Here is a 25,637-nt window from a genome sequence, read left to right on the forward strand (position 1 = left end):
GGCGCAGCTTCGGCCAACGGACTTCCGGCCGGACGCGTCATTTTGGGATAAGAGGAGACAACCGCATGGAAACAAGCTTGTCCATTCATCCGGATCGCTTCGGCCAAGCCGAACGGTCCGAGTACCGCTCGCCGGGCGGCGTCCGCAACTTCGCGGAGACGCCGGGCGGGGCCGATATCGCCTGCGACCGGGGCGCGCTCTATATCCGGTTTTACGGGGAAGACATCGTCCGGATCGCGTTCGATCCGAAAGGAGGTCCGCTTCCCGCGCATAGCCATGCGGTATCGGTTTTCCCGCCGCTTGTCGAAGCGTCCCTCGACCGCGCGGAGGACGCCTTGACGCTGCGCGGGGGCAAGCTCGCCGTTCGCGTCGAACCGGCATCGGCCCGCGTCACGCTGCTCGACGCAGCGACCGGCGGGACGCTGCTCGCGGAGCCGGAAGGCGGCGGGCTGCTGTATACCGAGAAAGGGGAAGTCGTCTGCCGCAAATCCTCCGCGCCGGACGACCGCTACTACGGGTTCGGCGAAAAGGCCGGCTTCCTCGACAAGCGCGGCGAGAAGCTCGTCATGTGGAATACGGACGTCTACGCGCCGCATAACCCGGAGACGGATTCGCTGTACGTGTCCATTCCGTACTATATGGCCGTTAGCGGCTCGCAGGCGTACGGCATTCTGCTCGACAACGCGCACCGGACCGAGTTCGACATGAAAAGCCGTTCGGAAATCCGCTTCGGGGCCGACGGCGGCGTGCTCGACTACTATTTCCTGGCCGGACCGGAGCCGAAGGACGTGCTCGGCCGGCTTGCGCGGCTGACGGGAACGATGCCGCTTCCGCCGAAATGGTCGCTCGGCTACCATCAATCCCGCTACAGCTACGAGACGGAAGCCGAAGTTCGCGAGCTCGTCGCGGCGTTCGAGGAGAAGGGCATTCCGCTCGACGCCGTCTATCTCGACATCCACTACATGGACGGCTACCGCGTGTTTACGGTGGACCGGAGCCGGTTCCCGGATTTCGAAGAAATGGTTCGGGATTTGGCGCGCAAGGGCGTGCGCGTCGTGACGATCGTCGATCCCGGCGTCAAGGCCGACCCGGAATACGCGGTTTACATGGAAGGCATCCGCGGCGGCATGTTCTGCAAAAACGCCGAAGGACGCGTCTTTCACGGGCCGGTCTGGCCGGGCCGCAGCGCGTTCCCGGACTTTACGAGCGGGCGCGTGCGCAAATGGTGGGGCGACAACCACAAGCCGCTGCTGGACGCCGGCGTCGCGGGCATCTGGAACGACATGAACGAGCCGTCGGTGTTCAACGAGTCCAAGACGATGGACCTGGACGTGCTGCACGACAACGACGGGCACGGGGGCACCCATCGCCAGCTTCACAATGCATACGGCCTGCAGATGGCCCGGGCGACGTACGAGGGCCTGGCGCAAGGACTCGGGGGCGACCGCCCGTTCGTCCTGACCCGGGCGGGCTATGCCGGCATCCAGAAATACGCGGCCGTCTGGACCGGCGACAACCGCAGCTTCTGGGAGCATCTGCAGATGATGATTCCGATGTGCCTCAACCTGGGGCTGTCGGGCGTGCCGTTCTGCGGCGCGGATGTCGGCGGCTTCGCGCACGACGCGACGGCCGAGCTGCTCGTGCGCTGGACGCAGGCGGCGGCGTTCACGCCGTATTTCCGCAATCATAGCGAAATCAAGTGCGGCCGCCAGGAGCCCTGGGCGTTCGGTGAGGAGACGGAAGCGCTCGTGCGCGAGGCGATCCGGATGCGGTACCGCTGGCTGCTCCACCTGTACGCGCTGATGGAGGAGGCGTCCCGGACGGGCGTGCCCGCAATGCGGCCGCTGTTCCTCGAATTTCCGGACGACCCGGAAACGTACGCGATCGCCGACCAGTTTCTGCTCGGGCCGAACGTCCTCGTCGCGCCGATGCTGCGGCCGGGCGCGAAGCACCGCGCCGTCTATTTGCCGGAGGGCGAGTGGATCGAATTTGCGAGCGGCCGGCGCTGCGAAGGCGGCGGGGCCGTCGTCGCCCGTGCCGGGTTGGACGAGATTCCGGTATACGTGCGCGCTGGAACGGCGGTGCTGCAGGAGAGCGACCGGCTGACGACGGCCGAGGCCGCCGAAACGATGACGGTGCGGCTCTATTTATCGTCGGAGGCGGAGCAGGCTTTCGAGTACCGGATTTACGAGGACGATGGTAAAACGTTTAACTACACGGAAGGCGCGAGCTACGAGGCGCTGGGAAGCGTCTCGCTGAGCGGCGGCAAGCTGGAGATCGCCGAGCGGATCGTACGGTCGGGCTGGATGCCGGCGTGGAAGAAGCGGAGGGTGGAAGTTTACGCGCCTTTCGAAATCGGGGAGATCCGGTTCGGCGGCCGGCCCGTTGCGGCTGCGACGGCCGAAGCGCCGGAATCCGGATCGGAATCGGCCGCGGCACCGGGATTCGGATCGGGTTCGGCCGTGGGGGCGACCTTCGTTTCGGGATCGTTTTCCCCGTCTGAATCCGCATCGGCTTCGGCGCCGGGGACGGATCGGAAGGCGCGTTCGGCATCGGCTTTTCGCGAAGTCGTCATCTTTTTCGAGTGGGACGTTTAAAGGATGTAATTTTTGAATCGGGAATCGGGAGGAGAGTCGGCGTGCGTAAAAGGGAATTGAGGAAAATGTCTTTTGCGCTGCTCGCCGCGCTTTTGCTGTTCTCGTGCTTCCCCGCCTTGGGCGGCGGGGAAGTGCGGACGGCATACGCGGCGGGCGCGGGAAGCTTCGAGGAAGTCGCGCCGTCCGTGACGGACGGAGTCTACGTTCGCATCAAGAACGACTATACGGGCCATTACCTGATCGCATTGGACGGCAAAGCGTCGTACGGCGAGGCGGTCGAAACGGACCGCGCCTCGCATTGGCGTCTGGAACCGTCGGCCGTCGGCGTGCGCATTCAGAACCGGCTGACGGGAACCTACGCGTCGGCGAACGTGCCGCCGAAAGGCCATTGGTGGAGCGATGTCCTGCTCGCCGATGCGGGCGAAACGAACGCGGACGACTTGGCCTGGGAAATCGTGAATGCGGTTACATCGGACGGACCGGCGACGGACCGCTGGAACATTCGGAAGCCGGCCAACCCGACGTACATTCTTCATTTGGAGGACGACACGGGAAGCGGCCAGCTCGGCGCTCTGAATCCGGCCTGGGGCTCCGGGCATTGGCGGATCGAGCCGGTCGTCGATTACGTCCGGTTTCAGAACAAGCATACGGGCCAATTTCTGACGGCGGCGGACGGCTTCGTTTCCTACGGAGACGCGGTCGAAGAGGATCCGTCCTCGCACTGGCGCGTCGAAGCGGCCGGCAACGGCTATCTCATCCGGAATCGTTCGACCGGCGCATACGTCTCCATGCTCGGTTGGGCGGATTATACCAGCCGGATTCCGCTTGCCGGGGCCGCGGAAGCGGCGGCATGGCGATTTGCCGCGGGCACCGAAGCGGGGCATTGGGTCATTCAATACGCGGACAACGCGGCGCTCAGCCTCCATATCCAGGATGACGCCGGCTACGCCCAAGTCAGCGATCTTCCGCAAAATTGGGGCACGCCCCAATGGGCGGTCGTCCCGGCGACTGCGACGAAGCCGTACGATCCGGAGCCGGATACGGGACCGCGATACGTCCGGATCATGAACGATTGGCTCGGCTTGTACATGTACGAAGCGGACGGCAAGCTGCTGTACGGCAACGCTCCGGCGGACGACGAGGCAAGCCATTGGGAAATCGTCGAGGAAGACGGCGTGCAGCGCATCCGGAACCGGGCGACCGGACATTTCGTCAGCCGGACGGGAGTCGCTTCCGACAAAGCCGCGGTCACGGTCGTCGCGGCCGGGGAGAGCGCCGAGACGGAGCAGTGGGTCATCGAAAACCTGCGGACCGCGGGCACGAAGCTCATCCGGGCCGAAGCCGACGAGGGTGTCTATTTGCATCTGGAAAACAAGCTCGGCTTCGTCCAGTACGGCGCGATTCCGAAGGAATGGGGCAGCCCGAAATGGGCGTTCAAGCCGGTGACCGAGAGCGGTCCGCGCTACGTCCGCCTCAAAAACGTCTATCGCGGCGAATACCTGTACGAAACGGAAGGCAAAGTGGCGTACGGCAGCCCGGCCGTCGAAGCGGCGGAATCGCACTGGCTGATCGAGGACGATGGCGGCGGCCAGGCGCGCATCCGCAATCGGGCGACGGGCCATTACATGAACGTGGAAGGCATGCAGTCGGGCGAAAATCCGCATTTGCAGCCGCTGCGCAGCACGTCCGTCGAGCCGAGCTGGACGAGCGCGAAGTGGAACGTGACGGAGACGGCGGCGGGGGAGTTCGTTTTTGAAAACGTCTGGCAGGCCGGCCAGCGCATCCATGCGGAGGACGGAACGGGCTACGCGCAGTCGGGCGCCATCCCGGCCGAGTGGGGCAGCGCGCGCTGGCTGCCGGAGGACGCGCCCGCGCAACTGCCGCTCGAACTGCCGGACGGCTTCGTCCGGCTGCGGAACGCGGACACCGGCGCGTATTTGTATGAGAACGAGAACGGAGTCGCGCTGTACGGAACGCTTGAGGAGGGGGACGCGCGCTCGCATTGGACGTTCGCCGGGGAAGGGCCGGCGCGGCTGATCAACCGGGCGACCGGGCACGAGCTGACGGTCGTCGACGGCGTGCCTTATTTGACGGCCGCGCCGGGGCCGGCGGAAGGAGCGGCCGGGCTCTGGCACGCCGAACCCGCGCCGGGAGGCGTCAACGTCCTGCTGCGGAGCGCCATGCGGCCGCTCGAATACGCGCATACGATCGACCGCGCCGGATACGTGCAGCTCGACCTGCGCTCCGTCGAAGCTTTGGGCGCCCAGTGGGCGATCGAGCCGGCGCCGGACGAGGCGTTCGTGCCGGAGCCGGCGGGCTCGCGGCCGGACGTGCTCGCGCACCGGCTGGACGACACCCGCCGGGTGCGCATCGTGAACGCCGCGGACGGGACTCCGCTCCGGGACGAGCAAGGCGCGGATGTATGGCGGCTGCAGGACGAGAACGGCTACAAGCTGATTCGCAGCGCCGCAAGCGGCCGATATTTGACCGTCGTGGACGGGAAGCTGGCGACGGCGGAGCTCGGGACCTCGGCTCCGGCCGAGGCTCCGATGCAATGGCGGATCGTCGAACGGGGCGATCGGCTCGCGCTCGAAAACGGGGCGGGCGCGTCCCCGACGGATTCGCAGGCGTACCGCTTTGCGCCGCTGAAGGAGGATGCGGCGTTCCAAGCGGAGGATGCCTTCCTGTCCGGCGCGAGCGCGGTCGCGGTCGCGGGAATTGCGGCGGACGTGCCCGGCTACGAAGGGGAAGGCTTCGCGTCGCTCGACGGCGCGGAAGCGGAAGCGACGTTCGCCGTGCATGCGGACGAGGCCGGCCTTTACAAGGCGGAGATTCGCTATGCGAACGGCGCGGACGGCGTTCGCGCGCTCGCGGTTGCGGCGAACGGGCTGCCGGCGGGCCGGCTGCAAGCCGCTGCCCGCGACGGAGGGTCCGATTGGCGGACCGCCGAGATCGAGTTGAACCTGCGCGCGGGCTACAATTCCGTGACGCTGTCCGCCCCGGACGGCCGCGTGCTGGTCGACCGGCTGACGGTGCGGGACGTCGTGCCGCCCGCCTACCGCGGAGCAAGCGTGTCGTATGCGACGCACGAAGCGGAGCATGCCGCGACGAACGGCCAGCTGCTCGGCCCGAGCCGCGCGTACCGCGAGCATGCGTCGGAGGCGTCCGGCCGGCAAGCCGTCCGGCTGGATCGAGCGGGAGATTACGTCGAATTCACGCTATCGAAGCGGGCGAATCGGCTGACGCTCCGGTATTCCGTGCCGGATTCGGCGGACGGGAGCGGGGCCGAAACGCCGATCGGCCTGTACGTCGACGGCAAAAAACTGGACGGAGCGCGGCTGACCTCCCGCTACGCCTGGGTGTACGGGGCTTATCCTTGGACGAACCGGCCGGAGGACGGCTCCGCGCACCGCTTCTTCGACGAAACGAGCTTCGAGATCGGACCCGCCGACGCCGGCTCGACGGTGAGGATCGCGTTCGACGCCGACACGACGGCGGAATACGTGGTCGTGGATTTGCTCGAAGGCGACTGGGCGGAGGAGCCGTACGCGCAGCCGGCCGATTTCGTGTCGGTCACCGATTACGGCGCGGTCGCGGACGACGGGCTGGACGATACGTCCGCGATCGAGGAGGCGATCGCGGACGCCAAACGCCAGGGAAAGGGCGTCTGGCTGCCTCCGGGGGATTTCCGGGTCGGCGAAGGCCCGATCGAAGTGGCCGACGTGACGATCCGCGGTGCCGGCAAGTGGCATACGACGCTCGTCGGCGGCGGATTCATGGGCGCCGGAAACCGCATTCGCGTCTATGATCTGGCGATCGACGGGGAGGTGACCGCCCGCCGCGACGAGCTGCCCGAATCGGGCTTCGACGGAGCGTTCGGCACGGGCTCGACGCTGCAGCATGTGCGGATCGAACACGTAAAGACGGGCATCTGGTCGACGACGAGGACGCTGCCGGACGGGCAGGCCCTGGCCACGGACGGCCTGTACGTCGCGGGCGTGCAAGTCCACAATACGTTCGCGGACGGCCTCAACTTCAGCACCGGGACGAACCGCTCCATGGCCGAACACAACCAGTTCCGCAACACCGGGGACGACGGCATGGCGATGTGGGCGAGCGGAGCGCAGTCCGAAGGCAATACGTTCCGGTTCAACACGGTGGAGCTGCCGTGGCTGGCGAGCAACATTTCGGTCTACGGGGGCAAAAACGCGACCGTCGCCGACAACGTCGTCTCCGACACGGTGGCGTTCGGCGCGGGCATCAGCGTCAGCACCCGCCATGCTCCCGTACCGTTCGAGGGAACGATCGAAGTGGCGCGAAACACGCTGCTGCGGACCGGCGGCCGGGAGCACAACTGGCCGGCGGATTTCGGAGGCCTGCTGCTGTTCGCGGACAGCGGCCGGGAGATGACGGGCGACATCCGCATTCGCGACAACCTGATCGCGGACAGTTCGTATCAGGGCATCTCCTTCCTCGGGGAGGCGCCGGCGCGCGGCATCGAGCTGCACGGCAACGTCGTGGACGGAGCGGGCACGTGGGGCATCCACGCCGCCGGCAATATCGGGGGCGAAGCGACGTTCGGCAATACGATCGTCCGGAAAGCCACGGTCGGCCCGTTCATGGACGGGGCCGGCGGTTTCGAGGTCCGGACGGTCGACGAAGGCTTCTCCTTCGAGGAGCCGCCGTTCCGGGCGAGCATAGGCGGCCGCGAGGCGGCGCCGTTCGTTGTCGAAACGGGCGAGACGGTGCAGGTGTCCGTCGCCGGCGACGAAGCCGGAGAGGCGGTATGGTCGTCGTCCGACGATACGGTCGTGCGGATCGCTGACGGCAAGCTCACGGCGCTGAAGACGGGCACGGCAAACGTCGCCGTATCCTGGGGCGGCCGCGAGCGGATCTTCCGCGTCGCCGCGAAGGACACGACCGCCCCCGCATGGTCCGGCGGCGCCGGGGCAACGGCGGTGCGGGAGGCCGACGGCACGTATACGGTCCGCTGGCCGGCGGCTTCCGATGCCGGCGGCATCGCGGGGTACCGCCTGTCCTGGGGCGCCGGGCCCGTCAGGACGGACGCCACCGCGACGGAATGGAACGTCGGAGCCCTTCCGTACGGCGGCGCGATCCGCATCTGGAGCCAGGATGCGGCCGGCCTGTGGACGCCCGCCGCGCTGACCGTCGCCGTACCCGGCCCGTCGGACGGCATTGGCGGAGCGGTCGTGCCTCAGCCTCAGCCGCAACCGCCGTCCCCGCCGAACGCGCTTGAAGTCGCTTCCGTCCCGAAAACGGACGCGAACGGAAACGTCTACGACGAAGCGGTCGTGGACGGCAAGGCGCTGATCGCGGCGCTGGAAGGGTTGGAAGCGTTGGAAGGCGCTCGTCCCGCGCTGACGCTGAACGTCTCGGGCACCGCTCGGACGGCGGTCGTCGCGCTGCCGCTGGATGCGCTCAGGTCGGCCGCTCCGGTAAACGCCGTCCTCGACGTCCGCCTGAACGCCGTGCCGGGGCTTGCCTTCTCGCTGCCGGTCGACGCGATTGCCGGCAGCTCGCCGGCGCCGGAAGGCGCCGAGCTGCGGATCCGGCTCGGCAAGGCGAACGGCTCCGCGGCGTTCGAGCCGGGAAGCGCCGTTCGCAGCGACGCATACGAGGTCGGCGTTTCGGTCGCGACCGGCGGAGGCAGAACGGCAGAGGGCTTGACCGGCCGTACGTTTGCGACCCTGGAGTTTCCGGCGAACGGCACGGTAACGCTGGCGACGGCGGGCGGCATGGCCTACGACGAGGCTTCCGGCAAATGGAGGCCGGTGCCGGCGACGTTCCGCACGCTCGAGGACGGCACGGTCGTCACGGTTGTCCGCACCGTGGCTTCGGGCACGTTCGTCGTCATCGACGAGCCGCGCGCGTTCGCCGACGTTCAAGGCCATTGGGCGCGCGACGCGGTGTCCGCGCTCGCCTCCCGCCGCATCCTGAATGGCCGGGAAGCGGACCGCTTCGCTCCGGGCGATCCCGTGACGCGCGCCGAGTTCGCCGCCATGCTGACCGCGGCGTTCGGTCTGCCCGCCGGAAGCGGAACGCCCGGCCGGTTTGCCGATGTCCCGGCGAACGCCTGGTTCGCGGGCGCCGCCGAGGCCGCCGCGGCCGCCGGGCTCGCGAACGGCTTCGCGGACGGCGTCTTCCATCCGCACGAGCGGATTACGCGCGAGCAGACGGTCGCGCTGCTCATGCGTGCTTGGCGTCTCGCGCTGCCCGGCGGCGCCGCCGAAGCCGCGGACTTGGGCGGTTTCGCGGACGGGGCGCTCGTCGCCGAATGGGCGCGGGCCGACTTCGGCGAAGCGGTTGCGCTCGGCCTGCTGCAGGGCCGCCCGGACGGCAGGCTCGCGCCGCAAGGGGAGGCGACCCGGGCGGAAGCCGCGCAGCTTGTTTACCGGCTGCTGGCGCAATTGAATTGGATTCGCTCGTAATTTCGCTTAAGAACGCCCCTGTCAAAGGCTGCCGGCCCGAGACGGGGGTTGTCTTCCGGTTTATTTGAAAGCGGTTTCCAAAAAAATGGGATGACGGGATTGACATTCCCGTCTTACAGGAGGTCGAGTTGAGAATATGTTCGTGAAAATGGCGAAAACGGGGTTGTCCGCGATGCTTGCCCTGTCGTTTGCGCTCGCGCTGCTCGGAGCGCCCGGCAAGGCGCTTGCCGTCTCGCTGGAAGCCGAGTCCGCGACGCTTTCGGGCGGCGCCGTCGCCGAAACCGAGCACGCGGGTTATTCGGGCGCGGGCTTCGTCGGCGGCTTTACCGACGGCAACAAGGGAAACGCCCTGGTCCGGTTTTCCTATACGGCGGCGTTGGCGGGCGCTCATACGGCCGCGCTTCGTTATGCGAACGGTACCGGGAGCGACAAGACGCTCAGCCTATACGTCAACGGCGCGAAAATCAGGCAAACGACGCTGCCCGCCACCGCAGGCTGGAGCAGTTGGGCCGCGAAGGCCGAGACGCTGACGCTCGCGGCAGGCGCGAATACGATCGGCTTCAAGTTCGACGATTCCGATTCGGGCAACGTCAATCTGGACAAAATCGACATCGACGTTCCGGCTCCCGCCGATCCGAACGTTTACGAAGCCGAAGCGGCGGCGCTGTCCGGCGGAGCGTCCGTGGCGACGGAGCATGCGGGCTATAGCGGCGCGGGCTTCGTGGACGGCTTTACCGACGGGAACAAGGGGAGCGCGGCCGTCACGTTCTCGGTGAATGCCGCCGAGGCGGGCAGCCGCGACATTACGCTTCGTTACGCGAACGGAACGGGTTCGGCGAAAACGCTCAGCCTGTACGTGAACGGAGTCAAGCTGAGGCAAATCGCGCTTGCGGCGACGGCGGGCTGGAGCGCTTGGGGGACGCATGCGGAGAACGTGACGCTAAACGCGGGCGCGAATTCGATCGTCTATAAGTTCGATCAGACGGACAGCGGCAACGTGAACCTGGACCGCCTCGTTCTCGGCCCCGTATCGGCGGATCCGGAACCGGGCGCGCCGAACGTTTACGAGGCGGAGGAGCAGTTTTACTCGGGCGGCGTGACGAGGACGGCATCCGGTTTGACGAACTTCGTTTCGGCCGGCGCGCGGGCGGTGTTTACGGTGAACGCCGGGGCGGCGGGCAACGCTTCGGCCGAGCTTCGCTACGCGAACGGAACGGGCTCGGCGAAAACGCTGAACGTGTACGTCAACGGGCTGTTCGCGCTCGCGACGACGCTGCCCGCAACCGGGGGCCCGACGGTCTGGGCGAGCAAAACCGAAACGCTGCCTTTGCGAAAAGGGCTGAATACGATTTCCTACCGCTACGACTCCGCAAACAGCGGCAACGTAAGCCTCGATTCCTTGACGCTGGCGGGCGGCGCTGCCTTGGCCGCTCGCGGGGCTACGCTTCCGTATGCGGAGCTGGAGGCGGAGAACGGCGCGACGAACGCCCAGCTTCTCGGCCCCGGACGCAACTACTTGACGGTCGAAGCCGAATCGTCCGGCCGCCGGGCGGTCAAATTGACCCAGACGGGGCATTACGTGGAATGGACGGCGCCGAAGTCGGCGAATGCGCTCGTCGTCCGCTACAGCATGCCGGACAGCGCCGGCGGCGGCGGAACGAACGCGACGCTGAGCCTGTACGTGAACGGAACGAAGAGACAGGCGCTCGATCTTACGTCGCGTTATGCGTGGACTTACGGCGCTTATCCGTACAACGACAACCCCGCGAACGGGAACGCGCACCGTTTTTACGACGAAAGCCGGTTTCTCGTCTCGGAGATTCAGGCCGGCGCGACCGTAAGGTTGCAGAAGGATTCCGGGGATACGGCCGCCTATTATACGATCGACCTGATCGACCTGGAGCAGGCGGATGCGCCCTATGCCATGCCGGCCGGCTTCGTCAGCATTACGTCCTTCGGCGCCGTCGCAAACGATGCGGGAGACGACACGGCCGCGATTCGCGCCGCGATCGCCGACGCTCGGTCGACCGGCATGGCGGGCGTTTGGATTCCGGCCGGCACGTTTCGGATGAACGACCGGGTCGACGTAAGCGACATTCACATTCGCGGCGCGGGCACGTGGCATTCCGAGCTTCTCGGGACCGGCGGCAAAGGCGGGTTTTACGGCGTCGGCGGCAACGTCACCGTCGCGGATCTGGCGTTGACGGGCGATTCGCTGTACCGTAACGACGCGGCAGACCATGCGGGCTTCGAGGGGAATTTTGGCGCAGGGTCGCTTATCCAGAACGTATGGATCGAACATATGAAGGTCGGCTACTGGCTGCAAGCCGGAACCGACGGCCTCTATGTCGTCGGGGGCAACGTCCGCAACACCTGGGCCGACGGCGTCAATCTGCACGGAGGCGTCAAAAATACGACGGTCAGCCACCTCAGCGTCCGCAACACGGGCGACGACGCGTTCGCCATGTGGTCCGACGGAGCGCCGAACGAGAACAACTCGTTCCGCTATAACACGGCGCAGGCCCCGATGCTTGCGAACGCGTTCGCGCTGTACGGCGGGAAGGACAACAAAATTCTGGACAACGTCGGCGCGGATACGGTCACGGCGTCTTCGGGCATCGTCGTCAGCACCCGGTTCAATGCGGTTTCGTTCAGCGGCACGACCGAGCTGAAGCGCAATACGCTGCTCCGTACCGGCGGCTGGGAGCCGAACTGGAACACCAGCTTCGGCGGCCTTTGGATCTACGCGGAGAACCAAAATATAACGGCTCCGATCGCGATCGAGGACGTCGAAATCAAGGACAGCACGTACGAGGGCGTCAAATTCAGCTACAACCGGACGATCCAAAACGTCAGCTTCAACCGGGTGTCGATCGAGGGGGCGGGCACGTTCGGCCTGAACTTCGACGGCGTAACCGGGACGGGCACGTTCGGCAACGTGACGGTATCGGGGGCCGCTTCCGGCGCGCTGAACAATCCGAACAACCTGTTTACGATCGTGCGCGGCCCGGGCAACGTCGGCTGGTGAACGCATCGCGTTTTAGCTCCCCGTTGGCGGACGGATGTCCGTCAACGGGGGGTTTTTTATAACATTCAGGGCTTGAAGCCGTGGGATTGGCAGGCCGAAAGGGTACTGGACGGACTGCATGACGGGTTAGCGTAAAACGGCGCCTCCGACTCCGGTTGTCCCGTTTCGTTTCCGTACGCTATAATGGGTAAAACGTTTAATTAGAATGTGTCGGAATGACAGGAAAAGAAACGGAAGTGCTCCCATGAACAAGGAAATCAGCATCGTCGACGTGGCGGCGGAGGCGGGCGTTTCGATCGCGACCGTGTCGAACGTCATCAACGGGAAGGGCCGGGTTTCCACCAAAACGAAGCAAAAAATCGAGCGGATCATCCGCGAAATGGGCTACACGCCGAACCTTCAGGCACGCAACCTGAAAACGCGGCGGACGGATCTGATCGGCGTCGTCGTCCCGACGATGCAACCCGGCCGGCTGCAGGACAATCCGTTTTACTGGGACCTGCTGGCGGGCGTGGAGGAAGGAGCGCGCGGGCGGAAGTTCCATGTGATCCTGACCGGAATCGACGAGGCGACGGAAACGTTTGCGTTCGTCAAGGAACGGCGGCTCGACGGCCTCATCGTCATGGGCACGAACGAAGGCTCGCAGGCGGTCGAGCGGGTCGTGAAGCTCGGCATTCCCGCCGTTTTTATCGACAGCTATTTGCGCAGCCCGGATTTTTACCAGGTGTATTTGGCGGATCGGCAGGGCAGCTACAAGGCGACGTCGTACCTGATTAACCAGGGCCACCGGCGGATCGCGCTGCTCGTCGGCGACGTGCCGATCGAACGCATCCCGTATTACGGCGTCCTGCACGAGCGCTGGCTCGGGTATAGGGACGCGCTGGCGGAAGCCGGCATTCCGTACGATCCCGGGCTGATGATCAAGCTGCCGACTTCGCTCGAAGGCGGCTACCGGGCGGCTTCCCGCCTCGCCGCGATGGACGGGGTGACGGCCGTGTTTTCCTTTTCCGACATCAGCGCGATGGGCCTGCTCAAAGGGCTGCGCGAGCTCGGCCGCTCCGTGCCCGGAGACTGTTCGGTCATCGGCTTCGACAACTTGTTCGTGTCCGAATACACGTCCCCGTCGCTTACGACGGTTTCGCAGAACATTTTGGAAAAAGGACGCGAAGCGGTGCATATGCTGCTCGACCTGATCGACGGCAAGCCCGGCGAGGAACGGACGAAAGTGCTGCCGGTCGACCTGATCGTACGGGAGACGACCGGGCCGGCGCGGCGGTCTTGATGCGCTCAAACGGCGGGGAGCCGCTGCAACGATCTCCCGGGCCCGATTCTTTTTCGCTATGCCGAAGGCAGCCGCTGCCTTCTTTTTTATGCTCTTTTTTCTCCCCCCATCCGAAAATCCGTCACGCCGAAACGAGAATCGGTCATCGAATTCGCCGGCCCGCGCTTTTATACTGAAAGCACAAACCGAAAGGAAGTGTGCCAGTTGAAAGCAGCCGCAATCGCCCGGGACCGGGACGGGGCCCCCCGCTTCGCCCGCTGACGCGGAAAGCGGGATTCCTCAAGAATCTGTGGAAGTACCGCTACTTGACGCTGATGACGGTCCCGGCCGCCGTCGTGATCGTCATCCACAGCTACCTGCCCATGTTCGGGCTGTTCATCGCCTTCAAAAACGTGAACTATATCGACGGCATCTGGGGGAGCCCTTGGGTCGGATTCGATAATTTTTCGTTCCTGTTCAACTCCGGTTCGCTGTGGCGCATTACGCGCAATACCGTCCTGTACAGCCTTGCCTTCATGTCGATCAATCTCGTGTTGTCGGTGGCGCTCGCCCTTGCGGTCAACGAATTGCGAAACCGCTTCCTCGCCAAATTTTATCAGACGTTCATCCTGATGCCCTACTTCCTGTCGATGGTCGTCATCAGCTATCTGGTCTACGCGTTTCTTAATCCGACGCAAGGGTTTATGAACGCGACGGTGCTGGAGCGGTTCGGGATCGATCCGGTGTTCTGGTATTCGGAAAAAGAGTACTGGCCGTTCATATTGATTCTCGTCAACGCATGGCAGGGCGTCGGGATGGGAGCGGTTATCTACATCGCGGCCATGGCCGGCATCGACCCGGAATATTACGAGGCCGCCGTCCTGGACGGCGCGTCCAAATGGCGCCAAATTTTCCATATCACCTTGCCGACGATCCAGCCGGTCGTCATCATCATGACGATCCTGTCGATGGGCAGCATTTTCACGGCGGACTTCGGCTTGTTTTACCAGGTGCCGCTCGATTCCGGCGCGCTTTATCCGACGACGGACGTCGTGGACACGTACGTGTACCGGTCGCTGCTGGAATTGAACGATATCGGCATGTCGTCGGCCGCGGCGTTCATGCAGTCCGTTCTCGGCTTCGTCATGGTGCTGGCCACGAACGCGGTCGTCCGCAAAATCAACCGCGAGCAGGCGCTATTTTAAAGAAAGAGCAACTGAGAGGTGAACAAAATGAAAACCCGTTCGCGTCACTGGAGCCAGATTTCCCCGATTTCCAACGCGCTGCTTCACATGGGCTTCGTCGCGCTGTCGCTGCTGTTCGTGCTGCCGGTCGTTCTCGTCTTCATGGTGTCGGTGTCCGACGGAGACGCGATCCTGAAAAACGGCTACAGCTTTTTCCCGGAGACGTTCTCCCTGGTTGCCTACGAAGCGCTGTTCAAGGATTACTCGACGATTGTCGGGGGCTACGCCGTCAGCATCGGCATTACGATCGCCGGCACGATCCTCAGCGTCCTGCTGATGGCCCTGTTCGCCTATCCGATTTCCCGGGGCGATTATCCGTTTCGCGCGTTTTTCACCTTCTTCCTGTTTTTCACGATGCTGTTCAACGGGGGGATGGTGAGCCGCTATATGGTGTACACGCAGGTGCTCGATTTGAAAGACTCGTACATGGCGCTCATATTGCCGCTGCTGATCGTCCCGTTTAACGTCATCATCATGCGGACGTTTTTCCAATCGACGATTCATCCGTCGCTGATCGATTCCGCCCGGATCGACGGGGCCGGGGAAATCCGCATCTTTTTCCGCATCGTGCTGCCGCTGTCGCTTCCCGTGCTCGCGACGATGGCGCTGTTCAGCACGATCGCCTACTGGAACGACTGGTTCAACGCGCTGCTGTACATCGACAGCGAGGACAAGTATCCGCTGCAGTATTTGATGCGAAGGGTCATCAACGATGTCCAGTATTTGCGGAACAACATTACGGTCGCGGCTCAAAATCCGGAGCTGATGAGCAAGCTTCCCGACCAGTCGCTGCAAATGGCGATGGCCATCGTCGGGATGGGGCCGATTCTGATCGTCTATCCGTTTTTTCAGAAATATTTCGTCAAAGGACTGACCGTAGGCGCGATCAAGGGGTAATTGCAGTCGAGGGTAGAGCCGGCCAAAGAGAAACGTCGACCAAGATTCGGCGGGAGCTCTGCAGCCGTTCTATTATAAAAACAAGAAACCGTTTACAGGAGGGTTACGGAACATGAAACGAGGAAAATGGAAAGGCGGCCTGGCGCTGGCGGCCGCGCTGTGCCTGGCGCTGCTGCTTCAGGCCTGCTCGGGCGGCGGGGGCGGCAGCAACGAGGGGGCGTCGAGCACGGCTCCGAGTCCGTCGGCGGCAAACCCGGCTTCGCCCGCGCCGTCGGAGGAGCCGTCGGCCGGGGCGGAGCTGGCCCCGTACGAGGTGTCGATCGTCTACCAGGCGACGCCGCAGCAGGACGACGCGCTGATCGAGGAGAAGCTGAACGAGTATTTCAAGGACAAAATCAACGCGACGATCGATCTGCGTCCGATCGCTTCCAGCGAATACAAGCAGAAGACCGAGCTGATGATGAACACCGGCGAGCAAATGGACCTGATTTTCGCGGCTTCCTGGCTGAACTACTTCGGGAACGTCACGAAGGGCGCCTATCTGGAGCTGGATGAGCTGCTGGACAAATACGGCCAGGGCATCAAGCAATCGCTGAACCCGCTCTATCTCGAAGCGCCGCGTTTCGAAGGCAAGCTGTACGCAATCCCGCAAAACAAGGAAATCACGCAAGGCCTGTCGTTCACCTATCGCAAGGATATCGTCGACAAATACAACATTCCGATCGAGCAGATCAACCGGATGGAAGACCTGCGGCCGTGGTTCGAGCTGCTGAAGGAGAAGGAGCCCGGACTCATTTTGAACATCGTCGGCTCCGGCAGCCAGGGCGACAACCTGATGTACGAAACGAATTCCAATTACCGCAGCATCGGGCCGAAGCTGAGCAAGATGCCGCTGTTCCTGGTCGATTACAAGGCGGCCGATCCGAAGGTGAAATCGCTGCTCGATCCGGAAATCGTCGAAATCAACAAAAAAGAATACGAGCTGTACCGCGAATATTACGAAAAAGGGTACACGAACGCCGACGCGGCAACCAATACGGCCAACCTCGCGGATTTGCGCAAGCAGGGGCAGCTTTGGATGCAGCGGGCGACCTGGAAGCCGGGCTCGGACATCGAACTGAAGCTGTCGACGGACAACAAGTACGACTTCGTGTCCCACGTCGTCGCCGAGCCGGTCGTCGATACCGACGCGGCCACGGGCTCGTTGCTGGCGATCTCCCGGACGTCCAAAGATCCGGAGCGCGCAATGATGGTGCTGAACTACCTGCATACCGATCCTTACGTCATTAACCTGCTCGTGCACGGAATCGAAGACAAGCATTACAAGAAGGTCGGGGACAATCGCATCGAGCTGATTCCGGATTCCGGCTACGTTCCGAACGTCCACTGGGTGCTCGGCAGCCAAATGCTGAACTACCTCAAGCCGGGACAGCCCGACGACATGTACGAAAGCTGGAAAACGTTCAACGAAGAAGCGACGCGGTTTCCGCTGCTCGGCTTTGCGTTTGACGACACGAAGGTGAAGAACGAAGTTTCCCAGTTGGCCGGCGTCATGAGCGAATACGCGACGCTCGCCACGGGCGCCGCCCCGAATCCTTCCGCGCTGCTCGAAGAGAGAAACGGCAAGCTGAAAGCGGCGGGAATCGAAAAGGTGCAGGCGGAGCTGCAGGCGCAAATCGACGCGTGGCTGTTGGAAAACAAAAATTAAGCGGCCGGACGGGGAAAGGTTTCCGAAAGGAAGCCTTTCTTCCGCGGCCGGAGCGAAAGATGGGAGAAAAGCGCATGAGCGGTTGGGAAGATCGGGCTTGGCAATACGTTTTGGACAAATTGGAGCGCACGCATGCGTCGATCGGGGACACGTTTCCGCTGGCGTCCGTCGGCGGCAAGTACGACAACCGGGAGCCGCACTGCTGGACGAACGGCTTCTGGCCGGGCCTGTTGTGGCTCGTCTACCGAAGAACGAGGGACGAGCGGTTCCGGGACATCGCGGAGCGCATCGAGGCGAAGCTGGACGGGCCGCTGCAGGAGTACGAGGAGCTGCACCACGATAACGGCTTTATGTGGAGCCTGTCGGCTGTCGCCAACTTCAAAATAACGGGCAACCCGCCGTCCAGGCGGCGCGGGCTGATCGCGGCCAGCCATTTAGCCAGCCGGTTCAATTTGCCGGGCCGCTTCATTCGGGCCTGGCTTTACGAGGGCAGCGAGGGACTGGCGATCATCGACTGCATGATGAACCTGGGGCTGCTGTATTGGGCGAGCGAGCAGCTGGGCGATCCGCGCTACCGGCATATCGCCGCGGCCCATGCGGAGACGACGCGGGAACATTTCATCCGCCCCGACGGCTCGGTTTGCCATATCGTCCGGTTCGATCCGGAATCCGGGGAAAAAATCGAGGCGCTCGGCGGGCAGGGCTACGCCCCCGATTCGGCCTGGTCCCGGGGCTCCGCCTGGGCGATCTACGGGTTCGCGATCAGCTACCGCTACACGAAGGAAATCCGGTTTTTGGAGGCGGCCCGCAAGGCGGCCGGTTTCTTCGTCGCCAATTTGCCGGAAGACCTCGTTCCCCCGTGGGATTTCAGGGCGCCCGAGGACGGGCGCCGGGCGAAGGATTCGACGGCGGCGGCATGCGCGGCGAGCGGGCTGCTGGAAATGTCCCGCCTCGTTTCGCCGGAGGAAGCGGCCGGCTATCGGGAATGGGGCGCAAAACTCGTCCGATCGCTGTTCGAACGCTATACGCCGGACGAACCGTCGGAAGAAGCCTTGATTGTCAAAGGAACCGGGAATTTTCCGCGGGGAGGGGAGGTGGAGACGCCGCTCATTTACGGCGATTATTTTTTCGCGGAGGCGCTGTTGAAGCTGAAGGGCGATGCCGAATTGTTCTGGTAAAGGTTCGAGGGAGAGTGCGGCCCGAAGGCCGCACCCCCGATCAAACGGCAAAGGAGAGGGAACGATGAGAGCGGCGGCCTTGAAAGCCGTTTTATGCCTGAGTATTTTGGCAGCGTTTACATTCCTGGGGGCGGCAGCGATCGCACGGCGCAGGCCGCGGACGAGTATGACGCGATGCGGGACAAGTGGCGGAAGATGCTGACGGGAGAGCCGCTGGATCCGGCGGACGCCGACGTCTCGGCGGCGGTGGCGGCGCAGGCCGCGGAAGCGAACGGCTATTGGCAGAGCATGAACAAGTCGGCAACGCGGACGCATCTGTGGAGCGATATTCCGAACGTCGGCCACTCCGTCCATATCCGGACGGCGTACGAACGGCTCCGGGCGATGGCTCTGGCCTATTCGACGCCCGGCTCGGCGCTGGCCGGCGATCCGGCGTTGGCGGCGGACATCGTCGGCGCGCTGGACTACATGTACGCCACCCGGTACCACGAATTCGTCGTGACGACGCCGAGCGGGACGAGCAACTGGTGGGACTGGGAAATCGGCATTCCGATGGCGCTGAACGATACCGCCGTGCTCATGTACGACCTGCTGTCCGGCAGCCAGATCGCGAATTATACGAACGCGGTCGAGCGGTTTTCGCCGGTCGTCAACAAGACGGGGGCGAACCGCGCGTGGAAGGGGATCGTCGTCGGCGTGCGGGGCGTCATCGCGAAGGACGGCGTCAAGCTGGCCGACGCGAGGGACGGCCTGTCGCCCATTTTCAATTACGTGACGAGCGGCGACGGGTTTTACGCGGACGGTTCGTTCATCCAGCACGGAACGATCGCGTATACCGGCGGCTACGGGATCGATCTGCTGCAGGCCGTCGGCGACTTGATGGCGCTGCTGCACGGCACGGCGTGGCAGGTGACCGATCCGGACCAGGCCAACGTCTGGCAGTGGGTGCACCGCTCGTATCGCCCGGTCATCTACAAGGGAGCGATGATGGACATGGTGCGCGGCCGGGAAATCTCGCGCCACTACCGGCAGGATCATGCGGCGGGCCATGCGGCGATCCAGGGCATTCTCCGGCTGGCGGAGATCGCCCCGGCGGCGGACGCGGAGGCGTTCAAGAGCATGGTCAAGGGATGGATTCTGGCCGACGGCGCCCTGGATTTCCTCGCGAACGCGCCGCTGAAGCATTTGACGCGGGCGAAGGCGCTGCTGGCCGATCCGGCGGTCGCGCCGGCAAGCGAGCAGGCGGGATACGCGCAGTTTTCGCGGATGGACAAGGCCGTTCAGGTGCGCCCCGGGTACGGCTTCGGACTGGCTATGTACTCCAGCCGGACGTCGAGCTACGAGGCGATCAACAGCGAAAACGGCCGGGGCTGGTATACGTCCGCCGGAACGACGTATTTGTACAACGGCGACCAGAACCAGTACAGCGGCGATTACTGGCCGACGGTCGACGCGTACCGTCTGCCGGGCACGACCGTGCTGTCGGGCGTGTCCGCAACGCCTCATTTGAGCGCGAACAACTGGACGGGCGGAACGGCGCTGCTGGATACGTACGGCGTTTCCGGCATGGACCTGAACTATGCCGCGACGACGCTGACGGCGAAAAAATCCTGGTTCATGTTCGACGACGAGATCGTCGCGCTCGGCGCGGGCATCGCAAGCGCGGATGGCGTTCCGGTCGAAACGATCGTCGAAAACCGCAAAATCGGCGACGCGGGCACGAACGCGCTGACGGTCGACGGCGCCCTTCAGCCGTCCGGCCTCGGATGGTCGCAGACGCTGACCGGGGTCCAATGGGCGCATCTTGCGGGAAGCGCTCCGGGCGCGGATATCGGATACTACTTTCCCCAATCGGCCGATCTTGCGGCACTTCGCGAGGCGCGGACCGGCAACTGGAAGCAAATCAACAACCGCCCGGTCACTCCGGCGGCGAACGTCACCCGCAATTACGTGAAGCTGTGGATGAACCACGGCGCGAATCCGGCCGGCGCCGGCTACCAGTACGTTTTGCTGCCGAACAAGACGAGCGCGGAGGTCGGCGCCTACGCCGCCAATCCGAATATCGAGGTGCTGGAAAACTCGGCAAGCGTGCAAGCCGTCAAGGAGAAGACGCTCGGCATCGTCGGCGCCAACTTCTGGACGGACGCTCCGGAGACGGCGGATTTCATAGCGGTGAACAAGAAGGCGTCCGTCATGACGCGGGAGCAGGCCGGCGAGGCGCTGGACGTCGCGATCTCCGATCCGACGCAGGCCAACGCGGGGACGATCGAGGTCGAGCTGGCCCGCGCGGCGAGCGGTTATGCCGCCGATCCGGGCATCACGGTGACGCAGCTGGCGCCGACGATCAAATTCACGGTGAACGTCAACCAGGCGAGAGGGAAGACGTTCAAGGCGAGCTTCGATCTGTCCGGCGCCGGGCAGACGCTGTTTGTCGACGACTTCCATGACGGCAACGCCGACGGCTGGACGCCGACGAGCGGAACGTGGACGGTCGAGTCGGGCGTTTACAGCGGCACCGCGGGCAGCTCGCGCAGCTTCTCCGTCGCGGGCGACGCCGCATGGACGGACTATGCGCTGGAGGCGAAGGTGAACGTAACGAACAACGCCGGCGGCAACAAGGACGCCGGGCTTGTTTTCCGCTATGCGGATCCCGACAACTTTTACGCGCTGTATTTGAAAAACGACGACCGAACCGGCCGCAAAATGGAGCTCGCGAAGTTCGAAAACGGCGTCCAGACGTCGCTGGGCTTCGCCAATCCGAGCATTGCTCCGGACACCTTTTACACGTACAAAATCGTTGTCGACGGCGATGTCATCGAAGCATACCAGGACGGCGTCCTTCAGGTGAGCGCGACGGACAGCGCGCACGCGGCGGGCAAGATCGGGGCCCGGGTTTACGCCAGCACGAAGGCGCTGTTTGACGATATCGCCGTAACGAGCCTGCCGTGACCATCCGAACGAACGGAGGAATGGACGATGCGAAAAGCGACAAAGAAGCGCGAATTGACGAGGAAAATGCTGCGTCTCGGTCTGGGTCTCCTGCTGGCCCTGCAATTGCTGTCAGGGGCGAGCGGCTTCGCAACGGCGGCCGTCCCGCCGCTTCCGGGGCCGGGGAACCCGCTGCTGTACGACGATTTTGCCGGCGGCGGGCTGTACAAGCAGAACTGGACGAACTGGTACAACCAAAACGGCGGCACGGGCGCTTTCGCGAAGACGACGGCGGATTCCCGCTCGGTCGGCAAGTTCGCGCAAACGCCGGCATCGCCGGCATCGTGGGCGAAGTTTCAGCCGATGAACGAGACCGTTGATCTGACGGGGTACCGCTACTTGCATTTTACGTTAAAAAATCCGGGCTACCCCGAATCGCGCATCAAGCTCGAAATCAACGACGGCACGACGAACTACGGCTTGACGAACGGGTGGACGACGGTTCCGGAGGAATGGACCGAGCTTTCGTTCGATCTGGACGCGCTGACGCCAACCATTCGGAAAAAAGCGGTCAAGCTCGTCGTCTGGCTGAACCAGACGGGCGGGCAGTACGGCGAAATGCTGATCGACGGCATTTTCGCGACGACGGCGTCGACCGGCACCGCGCCGACGCTGACGGATGCCGGCATGACGTCCAATTCGAGCGGCGTCGATAACCAGAATACGATGTACTTTTTTACCGCGACATATGCCGATGCCGACAACGAGAAGCCGTTCGCCATCCAGACGGTCATCGACGATACGGCCTACGACATGAGGGAGACGGACCCGGCGGACGCCGATTATACGGACGGCAAAACATATGCGTTCGCCACCAGACTGGCGCCGGGCAGCCATTCGTATTATTTTCGAACGACGGACGCCACTTCGGACGAAGTCGCCACCCCCGTGCAGCCGGGGCCGACGGTCGTCTATTCGGAGCATCTCGTCGACGTCGTCGTCAGCCAGGCCGGCTATAGCGCGGGCGATTTCAAGAGCGCTTCGGTGACGTCGACGACTTATTTGACCGACACGACTTATCGAATTGCCAACGGCGGAGCGGTCGTCGATGCCGGCAGCATGGTTTATGAGGGAATCGTCTGGGGCAAGCACGTCTATACGATCGATTTCTCGGCGGTTTCCGCTCCCGGAGAAGCCTACGCGATTATGACGAACGGCATTTCGTCGTATCCGTTTCCGATCGCGCCTAACGTTTGGGACCGCTACAAGGACGAGATGACGGCGTTTTACCGCATCCAGCGCGCCGGCGTCGCGACTTCGGACGTTTATCCGCCGGGATACAGCACCGCGGCGCCGTCGGCCAAGGCCTTCCATCCGGCCGGGCATCTGGACGACGCCAAATCGGAGGACGGCACGGCGCACTACGATTTGACGGGCGGCTGGTACGATGCCGGCGATTACGGCAAGTACGGCGGCAACCAGTGGGTCGGCGCGCAAATCGCCCTGGCCTACGTTCGCCACGCCGATTCGCCGAACGTCAAGTTCGACAACGACGGCAACGGCGTTCCCGACCTGGTGGACGAGGCGATCTTCGGCAGCGAGTACCTGATCAAGTTCGCCGACCGGCTTGGCGGGGCCATGTACAACATCCGGAACAACGCGACTTTCCAGCATCCGCACAAGTCGACGGACAACGTGCCGAATACGGCGGACGACCGGAAGCTGACGGATCTTAGCGTCGGCGGGTCGGCGAAGTCGGCGGGCACGCTCGCCGCGACGGCCCGCGCGATCCACGCCGCGATCGCGCAAGGAGACGTCGACGCTTCGCTTGTCGCGGAGCTGACCGCCTTTGCCGACGAATGCGAGGCGGCGGCGGAAGTGTTCTACGAGTATGCGGAGGCGAATCCGAACGGCCCGATCGGCTCCTATTCCACGAGGGGAGGCCTTCCCAATTCGCTGCTGCTGGCGCAGGCGGAGCTGTTTTTGCTGACGGGCGATACGGCCTATCGCGATGCCGCGGCCGCGACGATCGGCGGGCTGGCCTTCGAGGACCTGTACGCGACGAATTACTGGGACATGGCGCCGATCTCGATGGCCGAGCTCTATCCGGTCATGGACGCGGGGACGCAGGCGCACATTCACGGCCTGCTCAAGCGGCAGGTCGACTACTTCCTGTCGGTGGCGGACGATACGCCTTATGGCGTGTTTAACCAGTTCAAAAATTTCGGCGTCAATGAGCCTCACGCCTCTTATCTGGGCGATTTGATGCGTTACTACGAGCTGTTCGGGGATCCGGCGGCGCTGCGGGCCGTGCAGAAGGGCATGTACTGGATTTTCGGGGCGAATCCGTGGAACATCAGCTGGGTGTCGGGCATCGGCACGGACTACGTCGATTTCCTGCACACCCGGTTCGACGAGGAAGCGAACAAGGCAGAGGGGCTCGGCATCGTCATTCCCGGGGCGATGGTCAGCGGGCCGAACATGAAGGACACGATGAGCAAAACGAGCGCAAGCCCCTGGTACGAGGACCGCTCCCTTTATCGCGACAACATCAGCCAGTGGCGGTACAACGAATTCAGCGTCAGCATCCAGGCGGGGCTGCTGTATGCCGTCATGGGGCTCGGCGCGACGGCGGGGGCGGGCTCGGCCGGGGGAACGGCCCCGGAGCCGCTGCCGATTTTGTCCCCCGTCATCGGGGACTACGTCCGCGGCAGCGTCGCCTTGCTCGCCGACCGCGCGCCCGGCGTCGGCTCCGTCCAGTATGCGCCGGCTGGCGGGGGGTTCGCGCCGATGTCGGCGTCGGGCGCGGTCTACGCCGCCGCCATCGATGAAAGCGGCAGCGCGCCGTATACGAACAAAAGAGTCGATGTGAGAGGCGTCGATTCGAACGGAAACGTCACGTACAGCTCGACGCACTACACGGTGGCGCCGCCGCTGCCGGACCCGGCGAACCCGCTGCTGTACGACGATTTCGGCGGTGGCGGCTGGTGGGGCGGATCGGCGGCGAACACGAACTGGGTCAACTGGTACAACCAGAGCGGCGGCGCGGGAACGTTCGCCAAAGTGACGGAGGACGGGCGCACGGCGGGCAAGTTCGCGCAAACCCCGACCTCGGGCAGTTCGCTGGCAAAATTTCAGCCGTCGCATGATATAGTGGACTTGTCGGGCTACCGTTATTTGAACGTGACGCTGAAAAACCCGGGCTACGCGGACCTTCGCACGCGAATCGAAGTACAGGACGGCTCGCGGACGGCGAATCTGACCGGCGGCTGGACGGCCGTTCCGACGTCCTGGACCGAGCTGCGATTCGACCTCGACGCGCTCGTTCCGGCGCTGAACAAGAGAACCGTCAAAATCGCCGTCTGGCTGAAGCAGGAAGGCGGGGCTTACGGCGAAATGCTGATCGACGAAATCAAAGCGACGAACGTCTCAAGCGGCAGCGCCCCGACGCTGACGGCCGGGGGCGTGAGCGCCGCTTCGGGTCCGCCGTCCGCGGATTTCACGTTCAGCGTTACTTTTGCCGATGCGGACGACGAGCCGCCCTTTGCGGTCGAAGTCGTCGTGGACGGGGTCGTCCGCCGGATGGCTCCGGCCGACCCGGGCGATACGACGTATGCCGACGGCAAAGCGTATACCTATACGACCAGGCTGCCCTACGGCAACCATTCCTACTATTTTCATACGTCGGACACGACCTCGAACGCGGTGAGCACGCCGCTTCAGTCGGGCCCGGCGGTCGACCGAACGCTGTTTTTCGACGACTTCGGCGACGGGAACGCGGACGGCTGGTCGGCGACAAGCGGAACGTGGTCGGTTCAGGACGGAGCTTACGTCGGCCAGGCGGGCAGCGGCAACAGCTACGCGGTAGCGGGAGAAGCCGATTGGACCGATTATACGCTGCAGGCGAAGGTGAGCGTCTCGAACAATCCGGGCGGAAACAAGGATGCCGGACTCGTCTTCCGTTATGCGGACGAAAACAACCACTACGTTCTGTACTTGAAAAACAACGACCGCACCGGCCGCAAAATGGAGCTCGTCAAGGTCGCCGACGGCGTCCGGACGACGCTTGCCTACGCCAATCCGAGCGTCGTTCCCGATACGTATCACGAGTACAAAATCGTGGCAGCCGGGGATTCCATCCAGGTTTACAAGGATGGCGTTCTGGAAATCGGCGCGACGGACGGCACGTTCGCCGGCGGAAAGGTGGGCGCGCGGGCGTACGCGAATACGAAAGCGTTGTTCGACGACGTAATCGTAACGCAGTGATGAGGCTTGGGGGCCGAAGGGCGCGATGTGGTGCACGGGGTGCGCTGCATGGGGCGGATCAGTGGCCGAATGTGGCGCGAT

At 64.0% G+C, this 25,637-nt stretch carries 10 protein-coding genes; all 10 read left to right on the forward strand.

Annotated features, from left to right (window positions below; translation table 11 throughout):
* Nucleotides 1–65: 65 nt before the first annotated feature.
* The 10 genes from JW799_RS14410 (at nucleotide 66) to JW799_RS14455 (ending at nucleotide 25,556) form a co-directional block, all read left to right on the forward strand.
* A complete protein-coding gene (locus JW799_RS14410; protein WP_205430406.1) occupies nucleotides 66–2,597 on the forward strand; it encodes a glycoside hydrolase family 31 protein in 2,532 nt (843 codons plus the stop codon).
* Nucleotides 2,598–2,638: 41 nt separating this feature from the next.
* Complete coding sequence (locus JW799_RS14415; protein WP_205430409.1) at nucleotides 2,639–9,046, forward strand: RICIN domain-containing protein; 6,408 nt, start codon at nucleotides 2,639–2,641, stop codon at nucleotides 9,044–9,046.
* Between the two features lie 136 nt (nucleotides 9,047–9,182).
* Complete coding sequence (locus JW799_RS14420) at nucleotides 9,183–12,074, forward strand: CBM35 domain-containing protein (RefSeq protein WP_205430411.1); 2,892 nt, start codon at nucleotides 9,183–9,185, stop codon at nucleotides 12,072–12,074.
* 244 nt (nucleotides 12,075–12,318) lie between these two features.
* The gene (locus JW799_RS14425; protein WP_176220720.1) at nucleotides 12,319–13,356 is read left to right on the forward strand and encodes a LacI family DNA-binding transcriptional regulator; all 1,038 of its coding nucleotides are present in this window, start codon (nucleotides 12,319–12,321) and stop codon (nucleotides 13,354–13,356) included.
* Nucleotides 13,357–13,670: 314 nt separating this feature from the next.
* The gene (locus tag JW799_RS14430) at nucleotides 13,671–14,540 is read left to right on the forward strand and encodes an ABC transporter permease (RefSeq protein ID WP_080835547.1); all 870 of its coding nucleotides are present in this window, start codon (nucleotides 13,671–13,673) and stop codon (nucleotides 14,538–14,540) included.
* 27 nt (nucleotides 14,541–14,567) lie between these two features.
* Entirely contained in the window at nucleotides 14,568–15,476 is a 909-nt protein-coding gene (locus JW799_RS14435) for a carbohydrate ABC transporter permease (RefSeq protein ID WP_080834853.1), read from the forward strand.
* 112 nt (nucleotides 15,477–15,588) lie between these two features.
* Complete coding sequence (locus JW799_RS14440; RefSeq protein ID WP_080834851.1) at nucleotides 15,589–17,184, forward strand: ABC transporter substrate-binding protein; 1,596 nt, start codon at nucleotides 15,589–15,591, stop codon at nucleotides 17,182–17,184.
* Between the two features lie 74 nt (nucleotides 17,185–17,258).
* Nucleotides 17,259–18,362, forward strand: a complete 1,104-nt coding sequence (locus JW799_RS14445; protein ID WP_080835544.1) for a glycoside hydrolase family 88 protein — start codon at nucleotides 17,259–17,261, stop codon at nucleotides 18,360–18,362.
* 93 nt (nucleotides 18,363–18,455) lie between these two features.
* A complete protein-coding gene (locus JW799_RS14450) occupies nucleotides 18,456–21,311 on the forward strand; it encodes a polysaccharide lyase family 8 super-sandwich domain-containing protein (RefSeq protein WP_205430413.1) in 2,856 nt (951 codons plus the stop codon).
* 27 nt (nucleotides 21,312–21,338) lie between these two features.
* Nucleotides 21,339–25,556, forward strand: a complete 4,218-nt coding sequence (locus JW799_RS14455) for a glycoside hydrolase family 9 protein (protein WP_205430415.1) — start codon at nucleotides 21,339–21,341, stop codon at nucleotides 25,554–25,556.
* Nucleotides 25,557–25,637: the final 81 nt, after the last annotated feature.

It is taken from the genome of Cohnella algarum (genome assembly GCF_016937515.1).
GTDB lineage: Bacteria > Bacillota > Bacilli > Paenibacillales > Paenibacillaceae > Cohnella > Cohnella algarum.

Bases quoted from the DNA above. Each gene is read 5' to 3' on its own strand.
- JW799_RS14410 (WP_205430406.1), top strand. From the start codon at position 66: ATGGAAACAAGCTTGTCCATTCATCCGGATCGCTTCGGCCAAGCCGAA.
- JW799_RS14420 (WP_205430411.1), top strand. From the start codon at position 9,183: ATGTTCGTGAAAATGGCGAAAACGGGGTTGTCCGCGATGCTTGCCCTG.
- JW799_RS14425 (WP_176220720.1), top strand. From the start codon at position 12,319: ATGAACAAGGAAATCAGCATCGTCGACGTGGCGGCGGAGGCGGGCGTT.
- JW799_RS14430 (WP_080835547.1), top strand. From the start codon at position 13,671: ATGACGGTCCCGGCCGCCGTCGTGATCGTCATCCACAGCTACCTGCCC.
- JW799_RS14435 (WP_080834853.1), top strand. From the start codon at position 14,568: ATGAAAACCCGTTCGCGTCACTGGAGCCAGATTTCCCCGATTTCCAAC.
- JW799_RS14440 (WP_080834851.1), top strand. From the start codon at position 15,589: ATGAAACGAGGAAAATGGAAAGGCGGCCTGGCGCTGGCGGCCGCGCTG.
- JW799_RS14445 (WP_080835544.1), top strand. From the start codon at position 17,259: ATGAGCGGTTGGGAAGATCGGGCTTGGCAATACGTTTTGGACAAATTG.
- JW799_RS14450 (WP_205430413.1), top strand. From the start codon at position 18,456: ATGCCTGAGTATTTTGGCAGCGTTTACATTCCTGGGGGCGGCAGCGAT.
- JW799_RS14455 (WP_205430415.1), top strand. From the start codon at position 21,339: ATGCGAAAAGCGACAAAGAAGCGCGAATTGACGAGGAAAATGCTGCGT.